This is a genomic window from Gluconacetobacter brunescens, assembly GCF_048695475.1.
Lineage (GTDB): Bacteria > Pseudomonadota > Alphaproteobacteria > Acetobacterales > Acetobacteraceae > Gluconacetobacter.
The window spans coordinates 829127-848510 of record NZ_JBLHEN010000001.1 but is presented as its reverse complement, the minus strand read 5'-3'; the positions used below and the strand labels follow the sequence as shown (position 1 = coordinate 848510).

The following is a 19384-nucleotide window of genomic DNA, read 5'->3' as shown; positions in this document are numbered from 1 at the left end:
CATCTTTCGCATGCAAGAGCAAGTCTGGCTGTTTCCTTGAGCTATTTCCGTCTGCCCACCGTCATGCGGGGCGTTTGTGCCGCCGCAATCCTTCTGCTGTCCGCCTGCGCCGAAACGGGGCAGGAGGGCGTGCACCAGCCCGTTCCATTCGCCGACCTGTCCGGCTGGGGGCCGGATGAGGCGGGGCGCGCGCTGCCGGCCTTCCTGGAGGAGTGCCGCCATCTCGGCCGCTTGCCGGCCGAGGCGACGCTCGGGAGCGAAAGCGGGCCGGGGGCGCATGTCGGCGACTGGCTGCCGGCTTGTCAGGCGGCGACGGCGGTGCCCACGGGGGATGGTGCTGCGGCGCAGCGCTTTTATGAAACCTGGTTCGCGCCGGTGCTGATGTCGTCCTCGGCGCTCTTTACCGGCTATTACGAGCCCGAGATTCGCGGGGCGCTGTCGCGCGGCGGCATCTACCAGACACCGGTCTATCGGGTGCCGGAGGATCTGACGCGGGCACGGGCGACCGATGGGCGCTGGGTGTCCGGCCACTGGCAGGGCGGGCAGTTCGTGCCCTACTGGTCGCGGGCGCAGATCGACGCGGGGGCGCTGGCCGGACGGAACCTGGAATTGCTCTGGGTGGCCGATCCGGCGGACCTGTTCTTCCTCCAGATCCAGGGTTCGGGGCGTGTGCGCCTGCCCAGCGGGCAGATCGTGCGGCTGGGTTTCGGCGGCAAGAACGGGCAGCCTTATGTGCCGCTGGGGCGCGTGCTGGTGCAGAAGGGCGAGATGAGCGAGGATGCGGTGAGCATGCAGTCGATCCGCGCCTGGCTGACGGCCCACCCCGCCCAGGCCCGGGCCGTGATGGAGGAGAATCCGAATTACGTGTTCTTCAACGCGCTGGACGACGTGCCGGTCAGCCAGGGGGCGCCCGGTGCGATGGGCGTGCCGCTGGAGCCGGGGCGCTCGGCGGCCGTGGATCGCAGTGTGATTCCGCTGGGTACGCCCGTCTGGGTCGAGACGGCCTTGCCGGCGCCGGCGAACCAGACCTGGCATCGGCTGGTCTATGCGCAGGATATCGGGACCGACATCAAGGGTGCCGGGCGCGCCGACCTGTTCCTGGGCTGGGGTGACGAGGCCGAGCAGACCGCCGGTGCGATGCGCCAGCATGGCCGGATGGTCGCCCTGACGCCCCGCCCCGTCGTCACCCGACCCTGATGGCGCCGCGAAGCGGGCCGGGAACCGGCGCCCGTGCCCCCCGTGCCGTGCGCCAGGCGATCGGGCCGCATCTTCTGGTGCGGAACGACTGCCTGCGCGAACTGCGCCGGATGGAGGCGGATTCGGTCGATGTCGTCGTGACCTCGCCGCCCTACAATATCGGCCTGGGCTATCGGACCTATCGCGACCGCATGTCGGAAGACCAGTATCTGGACTGGATGATGGCAGTGGCGGCCGAACTGCATCGGGTGATGCGGCCGGACGGGTCGTTTTTCCTGAATATCGCGGGATCGTCGGCGCAGCCGTGGCTGCCGTTCGAACTGGCCGTGCGGCTGCGCGAGATCTTTCATTTGCAGAACCATATAAGCTGGATCAAGTCGATCTCGGTCCATGACGACACGTATGGTCATTTCAAGCCGGTCAACAGCGCGCGTTATCTGCACCGCAATCATGAGCATCTGTTCCATCTGACGCGCTCCGGCACGGTGGAACTCAGCCGGCTGGATATCGGAGTGCCGTACAAGGACAAATCGAACATCGCGCGGCGCGGGCATGAGCAGGACAGGCGCTGCCGGGGGGATACCTGGTTCATCCCCTATGAAACGGTGCGCGACAAGGCGCAGAAATTCAATCATCCGGGGACCTTCCCCGTGCAGTTGCCGCGCATGTGCATTCGTCTGCATGGCCGGCCGGATGCGGTGGTGCTGGATCCGTTTATGGGTACAGGGACCACGCTGGTGGCCGCTCAGATGGAAAGGGCGCGTGGCATCGGGATCGAATTGGACGCGGCCTATGTAAAAGTGGCGCGGGAGCGGCTGAAACTGGCCATGGAACAGGACGAACCATCGGCCTGATCGACCCACTCAATCGTTTTTATTAAAAATATGACTTTGACAGATGTTTTCTATATCCGGCAAACCTCTCCTTGAGACGATAGAGGAGGGGTGGACGTGTCGGTGCGCAAGGCAATAGTTTCGGTGGCGGCTCTGGGGATTGTCGCCTATGGCGGCGTTGTGGGGTATCTGACCCATTTCGACCATGCAACGGCACCGACGCTGGATACCCATTCGCCGACCCTGGCGGACCCGGTGACCTCGGCCGCCTTCGCGGCGATTCGCGAGGCACGATGCGATTATTGCCACACGCGCAATGTCGAACTGCCCTTCTACTTCCATGTGCCGGTCGCCAACCAGTTGATGCAGCGCGATGTGGACCAGGGATTGCGCCATTTCCGGCTCGAGCCGGTGATCGAGGCGTTCCAGACCGGGGCCGTTCCGTCCGAGGAACAACTGGCGCGGATCGAGGAAGTGGTGCGCCAGAACCGGATGCCGCCGACATTGTATCTGCTGATGCATTGGCATGCCCATCTGTCGCAGGCGCAGCGGGACGCGCTGCTGAACTGGGTCGCCGCCGAGCGGCGCGCGCATTATGCGACGCCGGGCGTTGCCGCGCGTTTCGCCGCCGAGCCGGTCCAGCCCGTGCCCGAGAGCGTGCCTGTCGATGCGGCCAAGGTGGCCCTGGGCCAGCGGCTGTTCTTCGACAAGCAATTGTCGGGTGACGGCACGCTGAATTGCGCCAGTTGCCATGGGCTGGATAAGGGGGGCGCGGATGGGCGCGTCACGGCGCTGGGGATCGGTGGCCAGCATGGGCCGATCAACGTGCCGACCGTCTATGACGCGGTGTTCAACAAGAGCCAGTTCTGGAACGGGCGTGCCGCGACGCTGGCCGAGCAGGCGGCCGGGCCGGTGATGAACCCGCTGGAAATGGGCTCGCATGACTGGGCGATCGTGTCGGACAAGGTGAAGGAAGATCCGACCTATGTCTCGGCCTTCCATGATGCGTTCGGGTCCGACGATATCGACAAGGACCGGATCACCGATGCCATCGCGGAATATGAAAAGACGCTGATCACGCCCGACAGCCGCTTCGACCGCTATCTGAAGGGCGACGAGCAGGCGCTCAATGCGCAGGAAAAGAACGGGTATGCGCTGTTCAAGAATATCGGCTGCTCGGGCTGCCATACCGGCGTGTCGCTGGGCGGGCAGGCCTTCGAGGTGATGGGGCTGGAGGGCGATTATTTCGCCGCGCGCGGCGGGGCCGTGACCGATGCCGACAAGGGGCGCTTCACCGTTACCCAGTCGCCTGACGACATGGAGCGCTTCAAGGTGCCGAACCTGCGCAATATCGCGCTGACCGCGCCCTATTTCCACGATGGCAGCGTCAAGACGCTGGAAGAGGCGGTGCGGCTGATGGCGCGCTACCAGACGCCCGACCATACGCTGTCGGATCATGATGTCGCTGATATCGTGGCCTTCCTGCGCACCCTGACCGGCACCTATCAGGGACAGCCCCTGGCCGGTGCCCAGGCACCCTGACGCGCCATCTTGATGGGCAGCGCGCGTCCGGGCTTCGGTCCGGGCGCGAACTGCTTTAAGATCAGGCGGATCGGGGCGAGGGGCGGCATGGGGTCGCCCGCCGGCGGGCGGGGAGAACAGGGGTGCGCCGTCGACGGGTCCTCGGGAAAGACGAACAGGCGCTGTGGTCGGCCTTTGCGCGCGATATCCAGCCGCTGGCCCGCAGGGCCGCGCGGCCGGCGCCCGTGGATGCTGCGCCTTCGGTTCCGCCTGCCGCCGTTCCGGCCGATCGACGGGAGCGTGTTGCCCCGTCCGTGACCCCTGTGCCGCAATCCGACATGCCGCGCGTGGCCCGGCCGGGCTTTACGCTGGTGCGGTCGCGGGCCGAGGTCGCCATTGGCCATCGCGGGCCGGGTCTGGACGATACAAGCTGGCGGACGCTGGTCAGCGGCAAGCTGCGCCCGTCACGGACGCTCGACCTGCATGGCCAGAACGCGCATGCGGCCTTCCAGCGGCTGCATGGTTTTCTGATCCAGGCCCGTTCCGACAATCTGCGCTGTGTGGAAGTCATTACCGGCCTGGGCTCGGGCCGTGACGGCGGGGTTCTGCGCCGCGAACTGCCCTTCTGGCTGGGGCGGCCGGACCTGCGGCCGCTGATCCTGGCGGTGGTGCATCCGCATGCGGCCAATCAGGGGTCGGTGCGTATCCTGCTGCGCCGGGCGCGCGTTTGACGTTGGCGCCGCGCGGGGAGAGGCTGTTTGCAAAGCCGGCCTGCCGAGTGAGAGTACCGCGCAGCGGCACGCCCGGCGTGTATTTTTGAGCATCTGATCGCCGGCAGGGCGGTTTTGCAAGCAGCCTCTTAGCCTAGTCGCCATTCCGCGGTGTGAACGGCCAGCCAGCGGCGCAGCATCAGCACAGCGGTGATTTCGCCGGTCATGTCGTGCAGGTAGCGGCCGCAATCGGGGCCGCTGACCAGGGTGCGGCCGGCATCGTTCTTCAGCGTGTCGAGCGCGCCCTGGCTGCTGGCGAGGCCGACCGCGTGGCGCCAGCCGGCGACCTGTGCCGGCGGGGTGAGCATCGGCAGCATCAGCCCGATATCGAGCGATGCGGCGGCGGCGACGATCTTCCAGGCTTCGTACAGGAGGCCGGCGGGGGCGCGGCCGCGTTCCTGGGTGAAGCGTTCCGCGAAACTCTGTACCGGCTGGCCATGCACGGTTGCGCGGACGGTGTCGGTCAGGGTGAAGAGCGGCGTGGCGCCGGCCTGTTCCAGCGGGGCCAGCAGGGTGTCGAGCGCCTGGGGGGGCATGGGGTCGGAGATCTGCGCCACGTCGACCTTGCCATCACGTAACGCGGCCAGGGCTTCCTGCGGCGTGGCGATGCCCGTGACCGGGATCGGGCGGAAGCCGAAGATGGCCATGGCCATGACGGTGGCCAGTTCGATGCCGTGATCGCTGGAGACCGCCACCCGGATCGGACGGTCGCGCACCAGGTCGCGCAGGGTGCGGTGCAGGTCGGCCCGGCCGACCACGATGGGCGAGACCAGGCTGAACATCAGCGGGACCCAGCGGCCGAAATCGTAATGGGCGCGCGGATCGCCGGTCAGCGAGGCCACCAGCGCCGCGCCGGGAACCAGCAGGGCCGTGGCGCCGTCCGGCACCGTCTGGGTATCGAACTGGTTGGCGCCGGTCACGCCGTCCAGCCCGCTGGTGAGGTGCGTGGTCAGCGGAGAGGGGGAGCCCAGCCCCTGTGCCAGGGCCGGGGCGAGGACGGTGCTCCAGTGGCCCGCGGCGCTTTCGGCGCTGCCGGCGACCAGCAGGGCGGGATCGACGACGGTGCCGCCGGCCGGGGCGATGGCGGCGATGTGCGTCAGGGCGCCCGCGTGGGCGGCGGGAATACCGGCGAGTGCGGAGAAACCCGCCATGGCAAGAAGCTGGCGGCGGCGCATGCGCATCTAGGCCCGACCGGGCCGTTGGTCAGAACAGGGAACGGGTCGGGTAGTGGGCAAAGGCGGCATCTCCACGGCAGGGAACATCCCAGCGCCTGTCTTGCGCTGGAATGCGGCGAGTCTATGGCAGGTGCCGGGGCGGCCCTCGGCGGCGAAGGAGCGACTTTACGGCCAGTGGACCTCGGGGGGAAGACTCATCAGAATCGCCTCGGTGTTCCCGCCGGTCTTCAGGCCGAACAGGGTGCCGCGATCGTGGATCAGGTTGAATTCCACGTAGCGGCCGCGCCGGACCAGTTGCGCGCGGCGTTCCTCCTCGGTCCAGCGCTCGTTCATGCGGTGGCGGACGATGGCGGGGTAGGTCTCGAGGAAGGCCAGGCCGACATCGCGGGTGAAGGCGAAATCGGCCGCCACGTCGCCGGTGTTCAGCCGGTCGTAGAAGATGCCGCCCAGGCCGCGTGGCTCGTTGCGGTGGGGCAGGAAGAAATAGCGGTCGCACCATTCCTTGAAGCGCGGGTAGTAGGCTGGGTCGTGCGCGTCGCACGCGGCGCGGAAGCCGGCGTGGAACTGTACGGCATCTTCCCGCGCCTCGGCGCTGTCGGGGAACATCGGCGTCAGGTCGCCGCCGCCGCCGAACCAGCCCTGGGTGGTGATGATCATCCGCGTGTTGAAATGGGCGGCGGGAACGCGGGGATTGCACATATGGGCCACCAGGCTGATGCCGGTGGCGAAGAAGCGCGGGTCCTCGGCGGCGCCGGGGATGGTGGCGCGGAATTCGGGGCTGAACGTGCCCTCGACCGTCGAGACGTTGACGCCCACCTTCTCGAACACCCGGCCGCGCATCAGGCTGATCACTCCGCCGCCGCCTGGCGTGCCGTCTTCGTTCACGCGGTCCCACGGGGTGCGGACGAAGGCGCCTGGTGCGTCGCGGCCGGGGAGGGTCTGCACGTCGCCGGCGTCCTGCTCGATCTGCTCGAAGGCGTTGCAGATGCGGTCGCGCAGGGTTTCGAACCAGGCGCGGGCCTCCTGCCTGAGGTCGTCATGGGGGGTGGGCGCGCGGGTTTCTGTCATGGTCGGGTCATCTTCTGCGTCGGACGGGTCGGCGGAACGGGGGTTTTGAAACGGGGTCCATAGAGTCCGATCATGGGGGCAATTGCAAGAAGGGGCGGGGGGCCGTTATGGAAGGCGGGCGCCGTTGGGGCGGAGGATTGAGGACCGAATGACGGACGCAGGTTCCCGCGACAGGCAGGATCGACAGGCGAAGACGGGCGTTCTGCCCTGGCTGGACGCGCGGCTGCCGGTCGTCTCGGCCTTTCGCCGGGAATATGTCGACTACCAGACGCCGCGCAACCTGAACGGGCTGTGGAATTTCGGCGCGATCCTGACGGTCGTGCTGCTGGTGATGCTGGCGACGGGCATTTTCCTCGCGATCAATTACACGCCGACCGCCGCCGGGGCGTTCGCGTCGATCGAGGCGATCGAGCGCCAGGTGCCGAGCGGTTGGCTGCTGCGGTCGATCCATGTCACGGGCGCCAGCATGTTCCTGGCGGCGCTGTATATCCATCTGTTTCGCGGCCTGTACTACGGGTCGTACAAGGCGCCGCGCGAGATGCTGTGGCTGACCGGGCTGGTGCTGCTGGCGATGGTGATGTTCACGGCCTTTGCCGGGTATGTGCTGCCCTGGGGGCAGATGTCGTATTGGGGCGCCGATGTCGCGGGCAAGGCTGTCGATGCGATCCCGGCCGTGGGGCCGTGGCTGGAGCATTTTCTCCAGGGGGGCGATGCGCCGGGGGATGTGTCGCTGCATCGCTTCTTTATCCTGCACATGGTGCTGGCCTTCGCGGTGCTGGGCGTGGTGGGGGTGCATGTCGCGGCGCTGCATGTGACAGGCTCGAACAATCCGCTGGGGGTCGAACCTAAAGGGCCGCGCGATACGGTGCCTTTTCACCCTTATTATACGAGCAAGGACGCGCTGGGGCTGATCCTGTTCGCGCTGCTGTTCGCGGTGGTGGTGTTCTTTCTGCCCAATGTGGTGTTCGAGGCCGAGAATTTCCGGCCGGCCAATCCGCTGCATACGCCGGCCGATATCGAGCCTGAATGGTATTTCCTGCCGTTCTACGGGATCCTGCAGTCGGTGCCGTCGAAATTCGGCGGGCTGCTGGCCTCGGTGGGGGCGATCCTGGTGCTGTTTCTGGTGCCGTGGCTTGACCGTTCGCCAATCCGCTCGGCGCGGTTCCGGCCGCTTTATCGGGTCTGCATGGGGCTGCTGGTCGTCTGCTTCGTCCTGCTGGGCTTTGTCGGACGGCATCATGCGCAGGGGGGGTGGATGATCGCGGGGCGGGTCGCGGTCGTTTATTATTTCGCGCATTTTCTGGTCCTGCTGCCGCTGTCGGCGCGATGGGAGCGGGAGGTCGTTCTGCCGGACAGCATCGCCGGGGGGCGTGGGGCATGAGGGGCGGGGTGATTCTGCGGTTGGTATCGGTGCTGGCTTTTGCCGCGCCGCTGGCCGATCTCTCGCCGGCCATTGCGCAGGCGGGGCCGCATGACCGGGCGCCGCATCAGGCCTGGAGCTTCGAGGGGCCCATGGGGCGCTTCGATCTGTCGGCCGTCCAGCGTGGCTATGCCGTCTATGCCCAGGTCTGTTCGGCCTGCCATGGCATGAAGGCCATGACCTATGGCGACCTGACGCGAATGGGGCTGACCATGGAGCAGGTCGGCCGGATCGCGGCCACGCAGCAGGTGCCGGGCGGGGTGGACGCGCAGGGCGACCCGGTGACGCGCGCGGCGACGCCGGCCGATCATTTCCGCGATCCGTTCGTCAATCCCGAAGCCGCGGCGGCAGCGAATAACGGCGTGGCGCCGCCCGACCAGTCGCGGCTGGCGCTGGTCTATCCCGGCGGGCCGGACCGGATCTATGCGGTGCTGACCGGGTATCGGCCGCCGCCGGCGGGGTATCGCCCCAGCCATGCCGGCGCCGTCTACAACCCTTATGCCAGCGACCGCGAGATCGCGATGCCGCCGCCGTTGCGCGACGGGCAGGTTGTCTATACCGACGGCACGCCCGCCACCACGGCGCAGGAGGCGCGGGATGTCACCACCTTCCTGGCATGGGTGGCGCAGCCTCATCTGGAGGCGCGCCATCGGCTGGGCGCGCAGGTGGTGCTGTATCTGCTTTTTCTTGCCGTTCTGGCGTTCCTTCTGAAACGGAGAGTCTGGTCCGATGTCCACTGAAACCGCCCCCCTTTCGTCTGCGCAGGACGCCATCGAACCCGTGATCGGCCTGATCGGCGGGTCGGGCCTGTATGATATCGACGGGCTGGAAGACAAGGAGTGGCGCACGGTCGAAACCCCGTGGGGCCTGCCGTCCGACCAGTTGCTGTTCGGCCGGCTGGATGGCGTGCGCTGCGTGTTCCTGCCGCGCCACGGGCGGGGGCACCCGATCCCGCCGTCGCGCCTGAACTATCGCGCCAATATCGCGGCGCTGAAGATGTCGGGCGTGACCGACATCGTGTCGCTGTCGGCCGTGGGGTCGCTGAAGGAGGAACTGCCGCCGGGGCATTTCGTCATCATCGACCAATTCATCGACCGGTCTTTCGCGCGCGAGAAGAGCTTCTTCGACACCGGCTGCGTGGCCCATGTGTCGGTGGCCGACCCGCTGTGCCCGCGCATCGGCGACGTGCTGGAAGCGGCGGCGCGGGACCTGAAGCTGGATGTGACGCGCGGCGGCACCTACCTGGTGATGGAAGGGCCGCAATTCTCGACCAAGGCGGAGAGCAATCTTTACCGTTCCTGGGGCTGCTCGGTGGTGGGCATGACCAACATGCCGGAGGCCAAGCTGGCCCGCGAGGCCGAGATCTGTTACGCGACCGTGGCCATGGTGACCGATTACGATTGCTGGCACCCGGACCATGACAGCGTGACGGTCGATGCCGTGGTGAAGGTCATGCTGTCGAACGCCGACCGCGCCCGGGCGCTGGTCAGGTCGGTGATCCCGACCCTGGGCCGTCCGCGCGGGCTGTGCCCGGCCGGGTGCGACCGGGCGCTGGAGCATGCGCTGATCACCGCGCCGGACAAGCGCGACCCGGCCCTGCTGGCCAGGCTGGAGACCATTGCCGGGCGCGTGCTCTCGCGCGGGTGATCCTGGTCGAGGGGGCGCCGGGACACTTGCTCCGGCGCCCCTGTGATTGTGGTCTCACAGTAGCTGGTTGAAGAAGGCCAGGCTGCGGGCGCGGGCGAGGTCCGCCGCCGCCGCGTTGAAGCTGGCGCGTTCCGAGCAGCCGAAGCCGTGGCCGGCGTCCGGGTAGGTGTAGATCGGCAGGTCGGGGTGGGCGGCGCGGATGGCGGCGATGTCGGAGAGCGGGATCGAACCGTCGGTCTCGCCGAAATGCAGTTCCACCGGGCAGTGCGGCACCAGGGTGCGCTCGGCGGCGATGCCGCCGCCGTACCAGCCGACCGCCGCGCCGAAGGCGTTGGTGCGGCAGGCGGCCTGCCAGGCGATGGTGCCGCCCCAGCAATAGCCGATGATGCCGATATGGGCCGGCTCCAGCGCCAGGGCCCGCGCGGCGGCGGCGATGTCGAGCAGCGTGTCTTCGGGCGGGATCGCGGCGCGCAGTTTCAGGCCCTTCTGCACGCCGTCCTGGTCGTAGGCCAGTTCCACGCCGCGTTCCGCGCGGTCGAACAGGGCGGGGGCGATGACGCGGTAACCGTCGGCGGCGAAGGAGTCGGCGACGGCGCGGATATGATGATTGACGCCGAAAATCTCCTGCACCACCACCAGCGCGCGGGGGGCGTCGGCCGGGCCGGCGGTGTAGGCGGAGAGCGTATGGCCGTCTGTGGCGGTCAGGGTGATGGTCTGGCCCATGAGGCAGGTCCTTTTCTGTCCCGATATCGGCCGGTAGAGTGGCGCCATGGCTGAAATCGTCAACCTGCGACAGGCGCGCAAGCGCAAGATCCGCGCGGACCAGGCCGCCATTGCGGCGACGAATCGTGCGCTGCACGGCAGGACGCTGGCCGAACGCGACCGCGAGCGGCTGGAGGCCGAACGGGCCCGGCGGGCGCTGGACGGTGCCCAGCTTGCCTCCGGGCCCGAGCAGGACGGGCAGGCGTGATGTGCGCTTGCGAGCCTGTCAGGGCCCTTGCGGTCAATGGAGCGTGAGGCACGTCGTGGCGTGGCGCAGGGCCGGCAGGGCGATCGGGCCCTGCTGCGCCACCCTGACCGAGTGCAGTTGCCCCTCCAGCGAGCGGGTCCAGAAATCGAGGAACCGGCGGAGTTGCGGATAGGACGGCGCCAGGTCGAGCTCCTGCCAGATATAGGTCTGGAGCAGGGTCGGGTGGTCGGGAAGGCGATAGAGGATTTCGGCGGTCGTCAGGCGGTAGTCGTTGAGCTGGAGCCGGAGGGACATGGACACCTCGCTGGATCGACAGTTGGGCTACAGCGCCAGCCTGCGGGAGCGGGTATGGGAATTTCAAGAAAAATTCTTTTATTCCCAGAAACTTGGCAGTCGTCGAAAGAAAGTGCTGCCAAAGCGTTGACATGGGCGGGGTGGGCACCTACCTGTTTGTTGGCACTCTCGCTAGGGGAGTGCTAAAGCGACGCGGCTCTGGCGCGCGTGCCAACCCGGTGGCGTTGCTTATTCAAGGGCGTTACCTTTTTTAGACGTGGAGCGATCCATAATGACGAATTTTCGGCCCCTGCATGACCGTGTGGTCGTCCGTCGCCTGACCGGCGAAGAGAAGACGGCTGGCGGCATCATCATCCCCGACACCGCCAAGGAAAAGCCGATGGAGGGCGAGGTGATCTCGGTCGGCCCCGGCGCTCGGAACGAGCAGGGACAGATCGTCGCCCTCGACGTGAAGGCGGGCGACAAGGTGCTGTTCGGCAAATGGTCGGGCACCGAGGTCAAGATCAATGGCGAGGAGCTGCTGATCATGAAGGAAAGCGACATCATGGGCGTGATCGCCTGAGGTCCTTCCTCTTTCCTTTCTGATTAACGGGTTTCCTACAGGAGAATTCTAAAATGGCAGCCAAGGACGTAAAGTTCGGCGGTGACGCACGCCAGCGCATGCTGCGGGGCGTGGACATTCTGGCCGACGCGGTGAAGGTGACTCTGGGCCCGAAGGGCCGGAACGTCGTGCTCGACAAGAGCTTCGGCGCACCCCGCATCACGAAGGACGGTGTGTCGGTCGCCAAGGAAATCGAGCTGGCCGACAAGTTCGAGAACATGGGCGCCCAGATGGTGCGCGAAGTGGCCTCGAAGACCAACGACGTGGCCGGTGACGGCACGACGACGGCGACCGTGCTGGCCCAGGCCATCATCCGCGAGGGTGCCAAGGCCGTGGCCGCCGGCATGAACCCGATGGACCTGAAGCGCGGCGTCGACAAGGCCGTGAAGGCGGTCGTCGAAGAGCTGAAGAAGAACACCAAGAAGATCACGACCCCGGCCGAAACGGCGCAGGTCGGCACGATCTCTGCCAACGGCGAGACCGAGATCGGCGAGATGATCTCGCAGGCCATGCAGAAGGTCGGCAGCGAGGGCGTCATCACGGTGGAAGAGGCCAAGGGCCTGCACACCGAGCTGGACGTCGTCGAGGGCATGCAGTTCGATCGCGGCTATATCTCCCCGTATTTCATCACGAATGCGGAGAAGATGATCGCCGATCTGGACAACCCCTACATCCTGATCCACGAGAAGAAGCTCTCGTCGCTTCAGCCGATGCTGCCGCTGCTCGAGAGCGTCGTGCAGTCGGGCCGTCCGCTGCTGATCCTGGCGGAAGACGTCGATGGCGAGGCGCTGGCGACCCTGGTCGTCAACAAGCTGCGTGGCGGCCTGAAGATCGCTGCCGTCAAGGCGCCGGGCTTCGGTGATCGTCGCAAGGCGATGCTGGAAGACATCGCGATCCTGACCGGTGGCCAGGTGATCAGCGAAGATCTGGGCATCAAGCTGGAAACCGTGACCCTGGCGATGCTGGGCCGCGCGAAGAAGGTCCGGATCGAGAAGGAAAACACCACGATCGTCGAGGGCGCCGGTTCGTCCGACGACATCAAGGGCCGTTGCTCGCAGATCCGCGCGCAGATCGAGGAGACCTCCTCGGACTACGACCGTGAGAAGCTGCAGGAGCGTCTGGCGAAGCTGGCCGGTGGCGTTGCCGTCATCCGCGTCGGTGGCTCGACCGAGGTCGAGGTGAAGGAGCGCAAGGATCGCGTCGACGATGCGCTGCATGCGACCCGCGCCGCCGTCGAGGAAGGCATCGTTCCGGGTGGTGGCACCGCGCTTGCGCGTGCGTCGACCGCGCTGAGCCACCTGCATTTCCACAATGACGACCAGCGCGTCGGTGCGGAGATCATCCGCAAGGCCCTCCAGGCTCCGCTGCGCCAGATCGCCCACAATGCGGGTGAAGACGGTGCGGTGATCGCCGGCAAGGTGCTGGAAGTCAGCGACTACAACTATGGCTTCGACGCCCAGATCGGCGATTACAAGGATCTGGTCGCGGCCGGTATCATCGACCCGACCAAGGTTGTCCGTACCGCGCTGCAGGATGCGGCGTCGGTTGCCGGCCTGCTGATCACCACCGAAGCGATGGTGGCCGAGAAGCCGGAAAAGAAGGCCCCGCCGGCCCCCGGCGGCGGCATGGGTGGCATGGGCGACATGGATTTCTGATCCATCAGCCTGTCGGTCCGGGCCCTGTGCCCGGGCCGGAAGCCGCTTTATCCGGCAGGAAAGGAGCCGTCCGTTCGCGGGCGGCTTTTTTTTGTTTTATCGGCTGGGGCGTTCCTTGTGGCAGAGCCCGAAGAAGGCCGTCGGGGCGACATCGAGATCGTCAATGTTGTTCGTGCCCGCCGTCAGTGTCGTCAGGCGTAACCGTCCGGGTGATCTTTCCTGTTTCATCGAGAAAATTGATCGAGGCCTTGCCCTCTTCACTCACCTTCATGACAAGGCGCTTGCGACCAGCAGCATCCCGCAACACGACTTCGGACGATTTATCGGTCGCACGTCCGACAAATGCCCGCTGTGTACCGCCGACATTCGCGGCACGATAAGCAGCTTCCTGCTGCTCCGGCGGCAAATGACTGGCCCGGTCAGCGGCAGCAAAATCCTCGTATTTCTCCGGCTGATCATTCACGATCAGACCCGCGGTGCGTTGTTGCCCGTCTTCGATGCCCAGCAATTGTATGACCTGATCCTGATGATATCGGTCGAAAGTCAGACTTCCTCCACTGGAGACTGTTCCATTTTCTTTCTTTCCCGCAAAAATCAGGCCACCGTTTTCTGTTCCTTCGTCGTTGAAAAACAGCATCCCGGCCATCCGGCGGTCGGGGCGAGGATATTCTTTCGCGTCTACGATTAATCCGGGAGCCTGGGCACTGCTTGCGATCGTCATGCGCAAGGTTCCATCAGGCTCGCGAATATTAATTCGTCCTACATCAATAGTCTTAAAATTGACTGATTTGTTAAATAGGCCAGGAGATGTTAAGGTTCCCCACGCCACAACTAAAGTTAAAGCGCCTGCGTAGACAACAAGGGCACGTTGTGCATCAAACTTCATGACTGTATTTCTGCTTCAGATGGCGTTGAGTTTACAAAATATGACATTTTGTATCCTCGGATCATAGCGCAATCGAATTGAAAGCCAATACGCGCGCCCCTGTCGCGTGATCGCCTTCTTGGCGGCTTTCCGGGCTTTCTCGGCCGCCCTCATTTCCTGTCGGCGTCCGATCTCGGCCTGGTCCGGCGCATGCAGGACCGAGCCACCGGATGTTCATCATGGACTTTCAGTGATGTCATGATTTTTTGAACACCCGATACCCGGATGGTTTGACAAACTGGCCGGGTTCGTGCGCCCATAACCGCATCTGGATCGATGCTGGTCGTCGGCGGGCAGCCCGTCGGGTATCGCGTGTCGGGCAGACATCGATCGAGCGGCATCATGCCGGCAACAAGGGACGAAGTGACTATGGCGACCGGTACCGTGAAGTGGTTCAACGCAACCAAGGGTTTTGGCTTCATCATGCCCGAGGACGGGGGCAAGGATGTGTTCGTGCACATCACGGCCGTTCAGGCGGCGGGTCTGCGGGGCCTGAACGAGAACCAGCGCGTCAGCTATGACGTCGTGACCGAGCGCGGCAAGGCGGCGGCGTCGAACCTCAAGCCGCTCTGACGGCAGGATTACGGGGCGGGGGGCCTTGCGTGCTCTCCGTCCGCCGAGGCGCGCAGGAACGCTTCCAGTTCCCGCGCGGTCTCGGCCAGGCCGGCCCGGCGGACGGCGACCCCCTCGGGGAAGGCCGACATCAGCCGTGACGGCGCCCGGCGGTCGAGCAGCACGAATGCGCCCCGATCGCCCGAACTGCGGATCAGCCGGCCGAAGGCCTGGCGCAGGCGCAGGCGCGCGATCCGGTCGTCATATTCACCCGGCGCCCCATGCGACAGGTGCGTGCGGCGCTCGCGATGCAGGATATCGGGGCGGGGCCACGGCACGCGCTCGAACACCACCAGACGCAGCGCGTTGCCCGGCACATCCACGCCGTCGCGCATCGCATCCGTGCCCAGCAGGCAGGAATTTTCCTCCGAGCGGAAGATATCGACCAGCGTGGCATTATCCATGCCGTCGACATGCTGGGCGTAAAGCGGGAGGCCCGCTTCCTCCAGCGGTTGCGACAGCCGCTTATGCACGGCGCGCAGGCGGGAAATCGCGGTAAACAGGCCCAGTCCGCCGCCGCCGGCGGCCAGGAACAGCGTGCGATAGGCGGCGGCCAGCGCGCCGATATCGTCATGGGCCACGTCGGTGACGACGAAGGCGCGGCTCTGCTGGCGGTAATCGAACGGGCTGGCCAGCGAGGCGCGCAGCGCGGGCGAGGGCAGGTGGCTGGCGCCGGTCCGGGCCTCGGCGGCTTCCCACGCGCGTTCGGCTTCCTCCGGGTCGTCCCTGGCGTTTTCGTCGCGCAGGGTGGCAGAGGTGATCAGGACGCCATGGGCCGGGGCGGCCAGTACGGTGGCGAAGGGGATGGTCGGGTCCAGCCAGTGGCGGTGCAGCCCGACATCCTGCTCGCCGGGGCGCTGGCCCTCGCGGCGGTCCATGCGGATGAAATCGACATATTGCGGAGCGCCGAGCTGCGTGCCGTCACGGGTCTCGCCGATCGCGCGCAGCATCGCGCTCCAGCCGTCGACGCGGCTGAGGGCCCGGCGGCGCATTGTGCGGACCGCGGCCTCGATCCGCTCGCGGGTGGCGGGGTCGAGGTCGCCCGATTCGTCGTCCAGCCGTTCCAGCAGCCGGTCGACCAGGGTGCGCAGGGCGACCGACAGCCGGTCCAGTGCCCGCGCCAGCGTGTTTGCGGCCGGCGTTACGTCCTCGGCCAGCGGGTGCAGGTCGCATTCGATGGCGCCTGGCATGGCGAAAGGCTGGGCGGGGTCGCCGGCGCGGCTGCGGGCGAGGACCTGGCAGGCCAGCAGGTGCAGGAACTGTTCGCAGGGATTGGGCAGGGTGTCGCGCGCGGGGGGCGATGCGTCGGTGGCTGTCTGGTCCTCGCCGGGTGGGGAGGGCATGGCGGCGCGCAGCATGCTGGCCAGACGGCCGGACCAGCCGGGCGCGGGCAGGGCGTGGGCGGCCTGCAACACGGCATCCAGCGGCGATTCCAGCCTGGCGTCGCCCACCACCAGATCGTCCAGGCGGCGCTTCAGGCCACGGGCGCGGGAGCGCGCACCTTCGGCGCCCAGCAGCCAGCGGCGGAGTTCGGCTGCTTCCAGCCCCGACAGTTCGACGGAGAAGGCGCTGTCGGCGGCGTCCATCACGTGATGGCCTTCGTCGAACACGTAGCGGGTGGGGATATTGTCTTCGTCGGAGGCCGTGTCGCCGCCCATGGCGTGCCATGCCGCCTGCGTCATCACCAGCGCGTGGTTGGCGATGACCAGGTCGGCCTGGCGCGCGCGGCGGATCGAATGTTCGACGAAGCAGCGCTGATAATGCGGGCAGGCGCCGTGGATGCATTCGCCCCGCCGGTCTGCCACGCCCGCCAGCGTGCCGCGGCCGAACAGGTCGCCGAACCAGCCGGGCAGGTCGCCGCCCATCAGGTCGCCATCGGCGGTGACGCCGGCCCAGCGGGCCAGCAGCGACAGCGCGACGATGCCGCCCGAGGGACCGCCCCGGTTGCCGGCGACGTTCACGGCTTCTTCCATGTTCAGCAGGCACAGGTAATTTTCCCGGCCCTTGCGCAGGACGACATGCTGCCGCCGGATCGCCGGGTCGGGGTGGAGCCGGGTCAGTTCGCCCTCGATCTGGCGTTGCAGGTGCCTTGTGTAGGTGCTGATCCAGACGGAGCCGCCATTGCGTTCCGCCCACAGGCTGGCGGGGGCAACATAGCCCAGCGTCTTGCCGGTGCCGGTTCCCGCTTCGGCCAGGACCATGTGCGGGTCGCCGCGCGTCAGGCGGGGGGCGAAGGCGGCGCTGGCCGCGCCCGCGAAATCGGCCTGTCCGGCGCGGCTTTCCGCCTGGGCGCCCAGCATCTCGGCCAGCCGGCGGCGGGCGTCGGCCACGGAGACCGGCAGGCTGGAGGGGGCCGGGCGAGGAGCTGTTTCCTCCCATTTGGGCAGGCGGCGCCAGACGCGGATGGCGTCGCCCGGTTGCAGGACCTCGGCCGGCAGGGGGTGGGCGGCGCCGAGCGCGGCCAGCACGCTGGGACCCCAGGCCCAGCCCGCGTGGTCCATCCTGACCGCCAGCGCCGCCATTTCCTCGCCGGCCGGGGTGGGGCGCAGGGCCGTGATATGGTCGAGAAGGAGATCCGCGAGGTCCGGCAGGAGGTCGGCCTCGGCCTTGCCGACCCGTGCGTCGTCCAGCCCCAGGGCCAGTGCCAGCCCGCGTGCGGTCGGCGGGATCGTGCGGCCGGGCATGGCGAACAGGAACAGTTCCAGCAGGTCCAGCCATGCTGTCGGCTGGGGCTGGGGCGGCAGGCCCAGCCGGCGCGCCGTCAGTGGGGCGTGCACGACCAGGGGCGGCGGCATGTCCCGCAGCAGGCGGGCCGCTTCCTCGCCCGGCACGGCCAGGAGTTCGCCGTCGGGGGTGAGCAGCGAGCAGGTGCCGTGACGCGCCACCAGGGCGGGCGGCAGGTCCGGGGAAGGGGGCGGTGTGGCCATCAAGGGAACATATAGGGCACAAATCGCCGCCTGTCGCCCACCGGATGGACAGATGATGTATGGTATGGATTGACCGGTCAGGTTTCAGTTCATAGCTTCCTGCGCATCATGTCCGATCAGAACCGTCTCGATCCCGCTTCCCTGCCCAAGGCCTGGCCGTTCGAAGAGGCGGCCAAGCTGGCCGCCCATGTGGAACGCAAGGCCCTGCCGGCCGATGCGCCCGCCCTGCTGGAAACGGGCTATGGGCCGTCCGGCCTGCCGCATATCGGCACCTTCGGCGAGGTGGCGCGGACCTCGTGGGTCCGGCAGGCCTATACGCGCCTGACGGGGCGGCCGACGCGGCTGCTCGCTTTCTCCGACGACATGGACGCGCTGCGCAAGGTGCCGGACAATGTGCCCAACGGCGACATGCTGCGCCAGCATCTGGGCAAGCCGCTGTCGCGCATTCCCGACCCGTTCGGCACCCACGAATCCTTTGCCGCCCACAATAATGCGCGGCTGCGGTCGTTCCTGGACGGATTCGGCTTTGAGTATGAATTCGCGTCCTCGACCGAGTATTATGCCAGCGGCCGGTTCGATGCGGCGTTGCGCCGCGTGCTGGAAGTACATGACGAGATCGTCGCGGTCATCGCCCCGACGCTTGGCCCGGATCGTCGGGCGACCTATTCCCCGGTCCTGCCGGTGCATCCGCGCACCGGGCTGGTGATGCAGGTGCGCATGGACGGCATCGACCCCGTGGCGGGGACGGTGCGCTGGACCGACGAGGAGGGCGAGACGTTCGAGACCCCGGTGACCGGCGGCCATGCGAAGATGCAGTGGAAGGCGGACTGGGCCATGCGCTGGTTCGCGCTGGGTGTCGATTACGAGATGTCGGGCAAGGACCTGATCGACAGTGTGAAGCTGTCGGGCAAGATCTGCCGTATCCTGGGTGGCGAGGCGCCGGCCGGCCTGACCTATGAGCTGTTCCTGGACGAGAACGGCCAGAAGATCTCGAAATCCAAGGGCAACGGCATCTCGGTCGAGGAATGGCTGCGTTATGCGCCCGCCGAGAGCCTGGGCCAGTATATGTTCAACGCGCCCCAGCGGGCGAAGCGCCTGTTCTTCGACGTCATTCCCAAGGCGGCGGACGAATATCTGGCCAATGTCGCGCGGGCCCGGACGCTGGCGGCCGACGATCCGGCGCTGCTGGCCAACCCTGCCTGGTTCATTCATGCCGGGCGGATCGACGACCGTGCGGGCAGCCCGCTGACCTTCGCGATGCTGCTCAACCTGGCCAGTGCGGCGAACGCGGATACGCCCGATGTGCTGTGGCGGTTCATCCATCGCTATGACGCGGCGGCGTCGCCCGAGACCTGCCCGATGCTGGCGCGGCTGGTGGATCACGCGATCGTCTATTACGCGGATTTCGTGCGGCCCTCGAAGACGTACCGGGAGCCCGACGAGCGGGAGCGCGCGGCGCTGGCCGATCTGGCGGAGACGCTGCGCGGGCTGGAAGGCGGGGCGACCGATCCCGACATGTTGCAGAACCTGGTCTTCGAGATCGGCAAGCGGCATGGGTTCGAGCCGCTGCGGAGCTGGTTCGGCTGCCTGTACGAGGTCCTGCTGGGCCAGAAGGAGGGGCCGCGATTCGGTATTTTCATCGGTCTCTATGGGGTGGCGGAGACGGTGGCGCTGATCGAGGCGGCGCTGCTTCGGGCGGCGGCCGGGACCGCATCTGTCGTCGCCGGTTGACGCAGGGGTGGTGACCTCTGCCATGGCCGGGTTCGCTC

Annotated in this window: 19 protein-coding genes; 13 read left to right on the top strand and 6 right to left on the bottom strand. The window is 67.0% G+C overall.

The genetic code is table 11. The features are described 5' to 3' along the window. Nucleotides 1-36: 36 nt before the first annotated feature. The 4 genes from mltA (at nt 37) to ACMAUO_RS03695 (ending at nt 4282) form a co-directional block, all read left to right on the top strand. Nucleotides 37-1197: a murein transglycosylase A gene (gene mltA / locus ACMAUO_RS03710; RefSeq protein WP_420355634.1), complete on the top strand. Its 1161-nt coding sequence runs from the start codon at nt 37-39 to the stop codon at nt 1195-1197. After that, a complete protein-coding gene (locus ACMAUO_RS03705) occupies nt 1197-2051 on the top strand; it encodes a DNA-methyltransferase (RefSeq protein ID WP_420355633.1) in 855 nt (284 codons plus the stop codon). Before mltA ends, ACMAUO_RS03705 begins: the two co-directional genes overlap by 1 nt. A gap of 96 nt (nt 2052-2147) precedes the next feature. Beyond that, on the top strand, nt 2148-3572 hold the full coding sequence (locus tag ACMAUO_RS03700) for a cytochrome-c peroxidase (protein WP_420355632.1): 1425 nt from the start codon (nt 2148-2150) through the stop codon (nt 3570-3572). 122 nt (nt 3573-3694) lie between these two features. Further along, complete coding sequence (locus ACMAUO_RS03695; protein WP_420355631.1) at nt 3695-4282, top strand: Smr/MutS family protein; 588 nt, start codon at nt 3695-3697, stop codon at nt 4280-4282. Nucleotides 4283-4410: 128 nt separating this feature from the next. Here the strand turns inward: ACMAUO_RS03695 and ACMAUO_RS03690 are convergent, their stop codons facing one another. Both ACMAUO_RS03690 and hemF read right to left on the bottom strand, forming a co-directional pair. Further along, complete coding sequence (locus tag ACMAUO_RS03690) at nt 4411-5502, bottom strand: hypothetical protein (RefSeq protein ID WP_420355630.1); 1092 nt, start codon at nt 5500-5502, stop codon at nt 4411-4413. Between the two features lie 159 nt (nt 5503-5661). Then, a complete protein-coding gene (gene hemF, locus ACMAUO_RS03685; protein WP_420355629.1) occupies nt 5662-6564 on the bottom strand; it encodes an oxygen-dependent coproporphyrinogen oxidase in 903 nt (300 codons plus the stop codon). A gap of 148 nt (nt 6565-6712) precedes the next feature. On the opposite strand from hemF, the gene ACMAUO_RS03680 reads away from it, so the two are divergent. The 3 genes from ACMAUO_RS03680 to ACMAUO_RS03670 are packed head-to-tail and all read left to right on the top strand — an operon-like array spanning nt 6713 to nt 9631. After that, nucleotides 6713-7945, top strand: coding sequence for a cytochrome b (locus tag ACMAUO_RS03680; RefSeq protein ID WP_420355628.1), 1233 nt, complete (start codon nt 6713-6715; stop codon nt 7943-7945). Further along, on the top strand, nt 7942-8724 hold the full coding sequence (locus ACMAUO_RS03675) for a cytochrome c1 (protein WP_420355627.1): 783 nt from the start codon (nt 7942-7944) through the stop codon (nt 8722-8724). Before ACMAUO_RS03680 ends, ACMAUO_RS03675 begins: the two co-directional genes overlap by 4 nt. After that, nucleotides 8714-9631, top strand: coding sequence for an S-methyl-5'-thioadenosine phosphorylase (locus ACMAUO_RS03670; RefSeq protein ID WP_420355626.1), 918 nt, complete (start codon nt 8714-8716; stop codon nt 9629-9631). Before ACMAUO_RS03675 ends, ACMAUO_RS03670 begins: the two co-directional genes overlap by 11 nt. A gap of 54 nt (nt 9632-9685) precedes the next feature. Here ACMAUO_RS03670 and ACMAUO_RS03665 read toward each other — a convergent pair whose 3' ends face one another. After that, nucleotides 9686-10354 (bottom strand): dienelactone hydrolase family protein, encoded by a 669-nt coding sequence (locus tag ACMAUO_RS03665; RefSeq protein ID WP_420355625.1) that lies wholly within the window; start codon nt 10352-10354, stop codon nt 9686-9688. Nucleotides 10355-10400: 46 nt separating this feature from the next. On the opposite strand from ACMAUO_RS03665, the gene ACMAUO_RS03660 reads away from it, so the two are divergent. Next, on the top strand, nt 10401-10601 hold the full coding sequence (locus ACMAUO_RS03660; RefSeq protein ID WP_420355624.1) for a DUF4169 family protein: 201 nt from the start codon (nt 10401-10403) through the stop codon (nt 10599-10601). Nucleotides 10602-10634: 33 nt separating this feature from the next. Here the strand turns inward: ACMAUO_RS03660 and ACMAUO_RS03655 are convergent, their stop codons facing one another. Then, on the bottom strand, nt 10635-10895 hold the full coding sequence (locus ACMAUO_RS03655; RefSeq protein ID WP_420355622.1) for an usg protein: 261 nt from the start codon (nt 10893-10895) through the stop codon (nt 10635-10637). Between ACMAUO_RS03655 and ACMAUO_RS03650 the strand changes: the two genes are divergently transcribed. From ACMAUO_RS03650 to groL, 3 genes are all read left to right on the top strand, one after another. Further along, nucleotides 10894-11025: a hypothetical protein gene (locus tag ACMAUO_RS03650; RefSeq protein ID WP_420355621.1), complete on the top strand. Its 132-nt coding sequence runs from the start codon at nt 10894-10896 to the stop codon at nt 11023-11025. The two genes, ACMAUO_RS03655 and ACMAUO_RS03650, sit on opposite strands and share 2 nt — an antisense overlap. Before the next feature lie 141 nt (nt 11026-11166). After that, nucleotides 11167-11457 (top strand): co-chaperone GroES, encoded by a 291-nt coding sequence (locus tag ACMAUO_RS03645; protein ID WP_114726807.1) that lies wholly within the window; start codon nt 11167-11169, stop codon nt 11455-11457. Nucleotides 11458-11510: 53 nt separating this feature from the next. After that, nucleotides 11511-13151, top strand: coding sequence for a chaperonin GroEL (gene groL / locus ACMAUO_RS03640; protein ID WP_420355620.1), 1641 nt, complete (start codon nt 11511-11513; stop codon nt 13149-13151). A gap of 160 nt (nt 13152-13311) precedes the next feature. Here groL and ACMAUO_RS03635 read toward each other — a convergent pair whose 3' ends face one another. Further along, nucleotides 13312-14037, bottom strand: coding sequence for a hypothetical protein (locus ACMAUO_RS03635; RefSeq protein WP_420355619.1), 726 nt, complete (start codon nt 14035-14037; stop codon nt 13312-13314). Nucleotides 14038-14445: 408 nt separating this feature from the next. Here ACMAUO_RS03635 and ACMAUO_RS03630 point away from each other — a divergent pair, with 408 nt between their 5' ends. Further along, nucleotides 14446-14649 (top strand): cold-shock protein, encoded by a 204-nt coding sequence (locus ACMAUO_RS03630; protein WP_012225746.1) that lies wholly within the window; start codon nt 14446-14448, stop codon nt 14647-14649. Between the two features lie 8 nt (nt 14650-14657). On the opposite strand, the gene ACMAUO_RS03625 is transcribed toward ACMAUO_RS03630, so the two are convergent. Continuing rightward, nucleotides 14658-17615, bottom strand: coding sequence for an ATP-dependent DNA helicase (locus ACMAUO_RS03625; RefSeq protein ID WP_420355618.1), 2958 nt, complete (start codon nt 17613-17615; stop codon nt 14658-14660). A 108-nt stretch (nt 17616-17723) separates the two neighbouring features. On the opposite strand from ACMAUO_RS03625, the gene ACMAUO_RS03620 reads away from it, so the two are divergent. Beyond that, nucleotides 17724-19346 carry a lysine--tRNA ligase gene (locus ACMAUO_RS03620; protein WP_420355617.1) on the top strand — a complete coding sequence of 541 codons (1623 nt, stop codon included), beginning with the start codon at nt 17724-17726 and terminating at the stop codon, nt 19344-19346. The last annotated feature ends 38 nt before the right edge of the window (nt 19347-19384 follow it).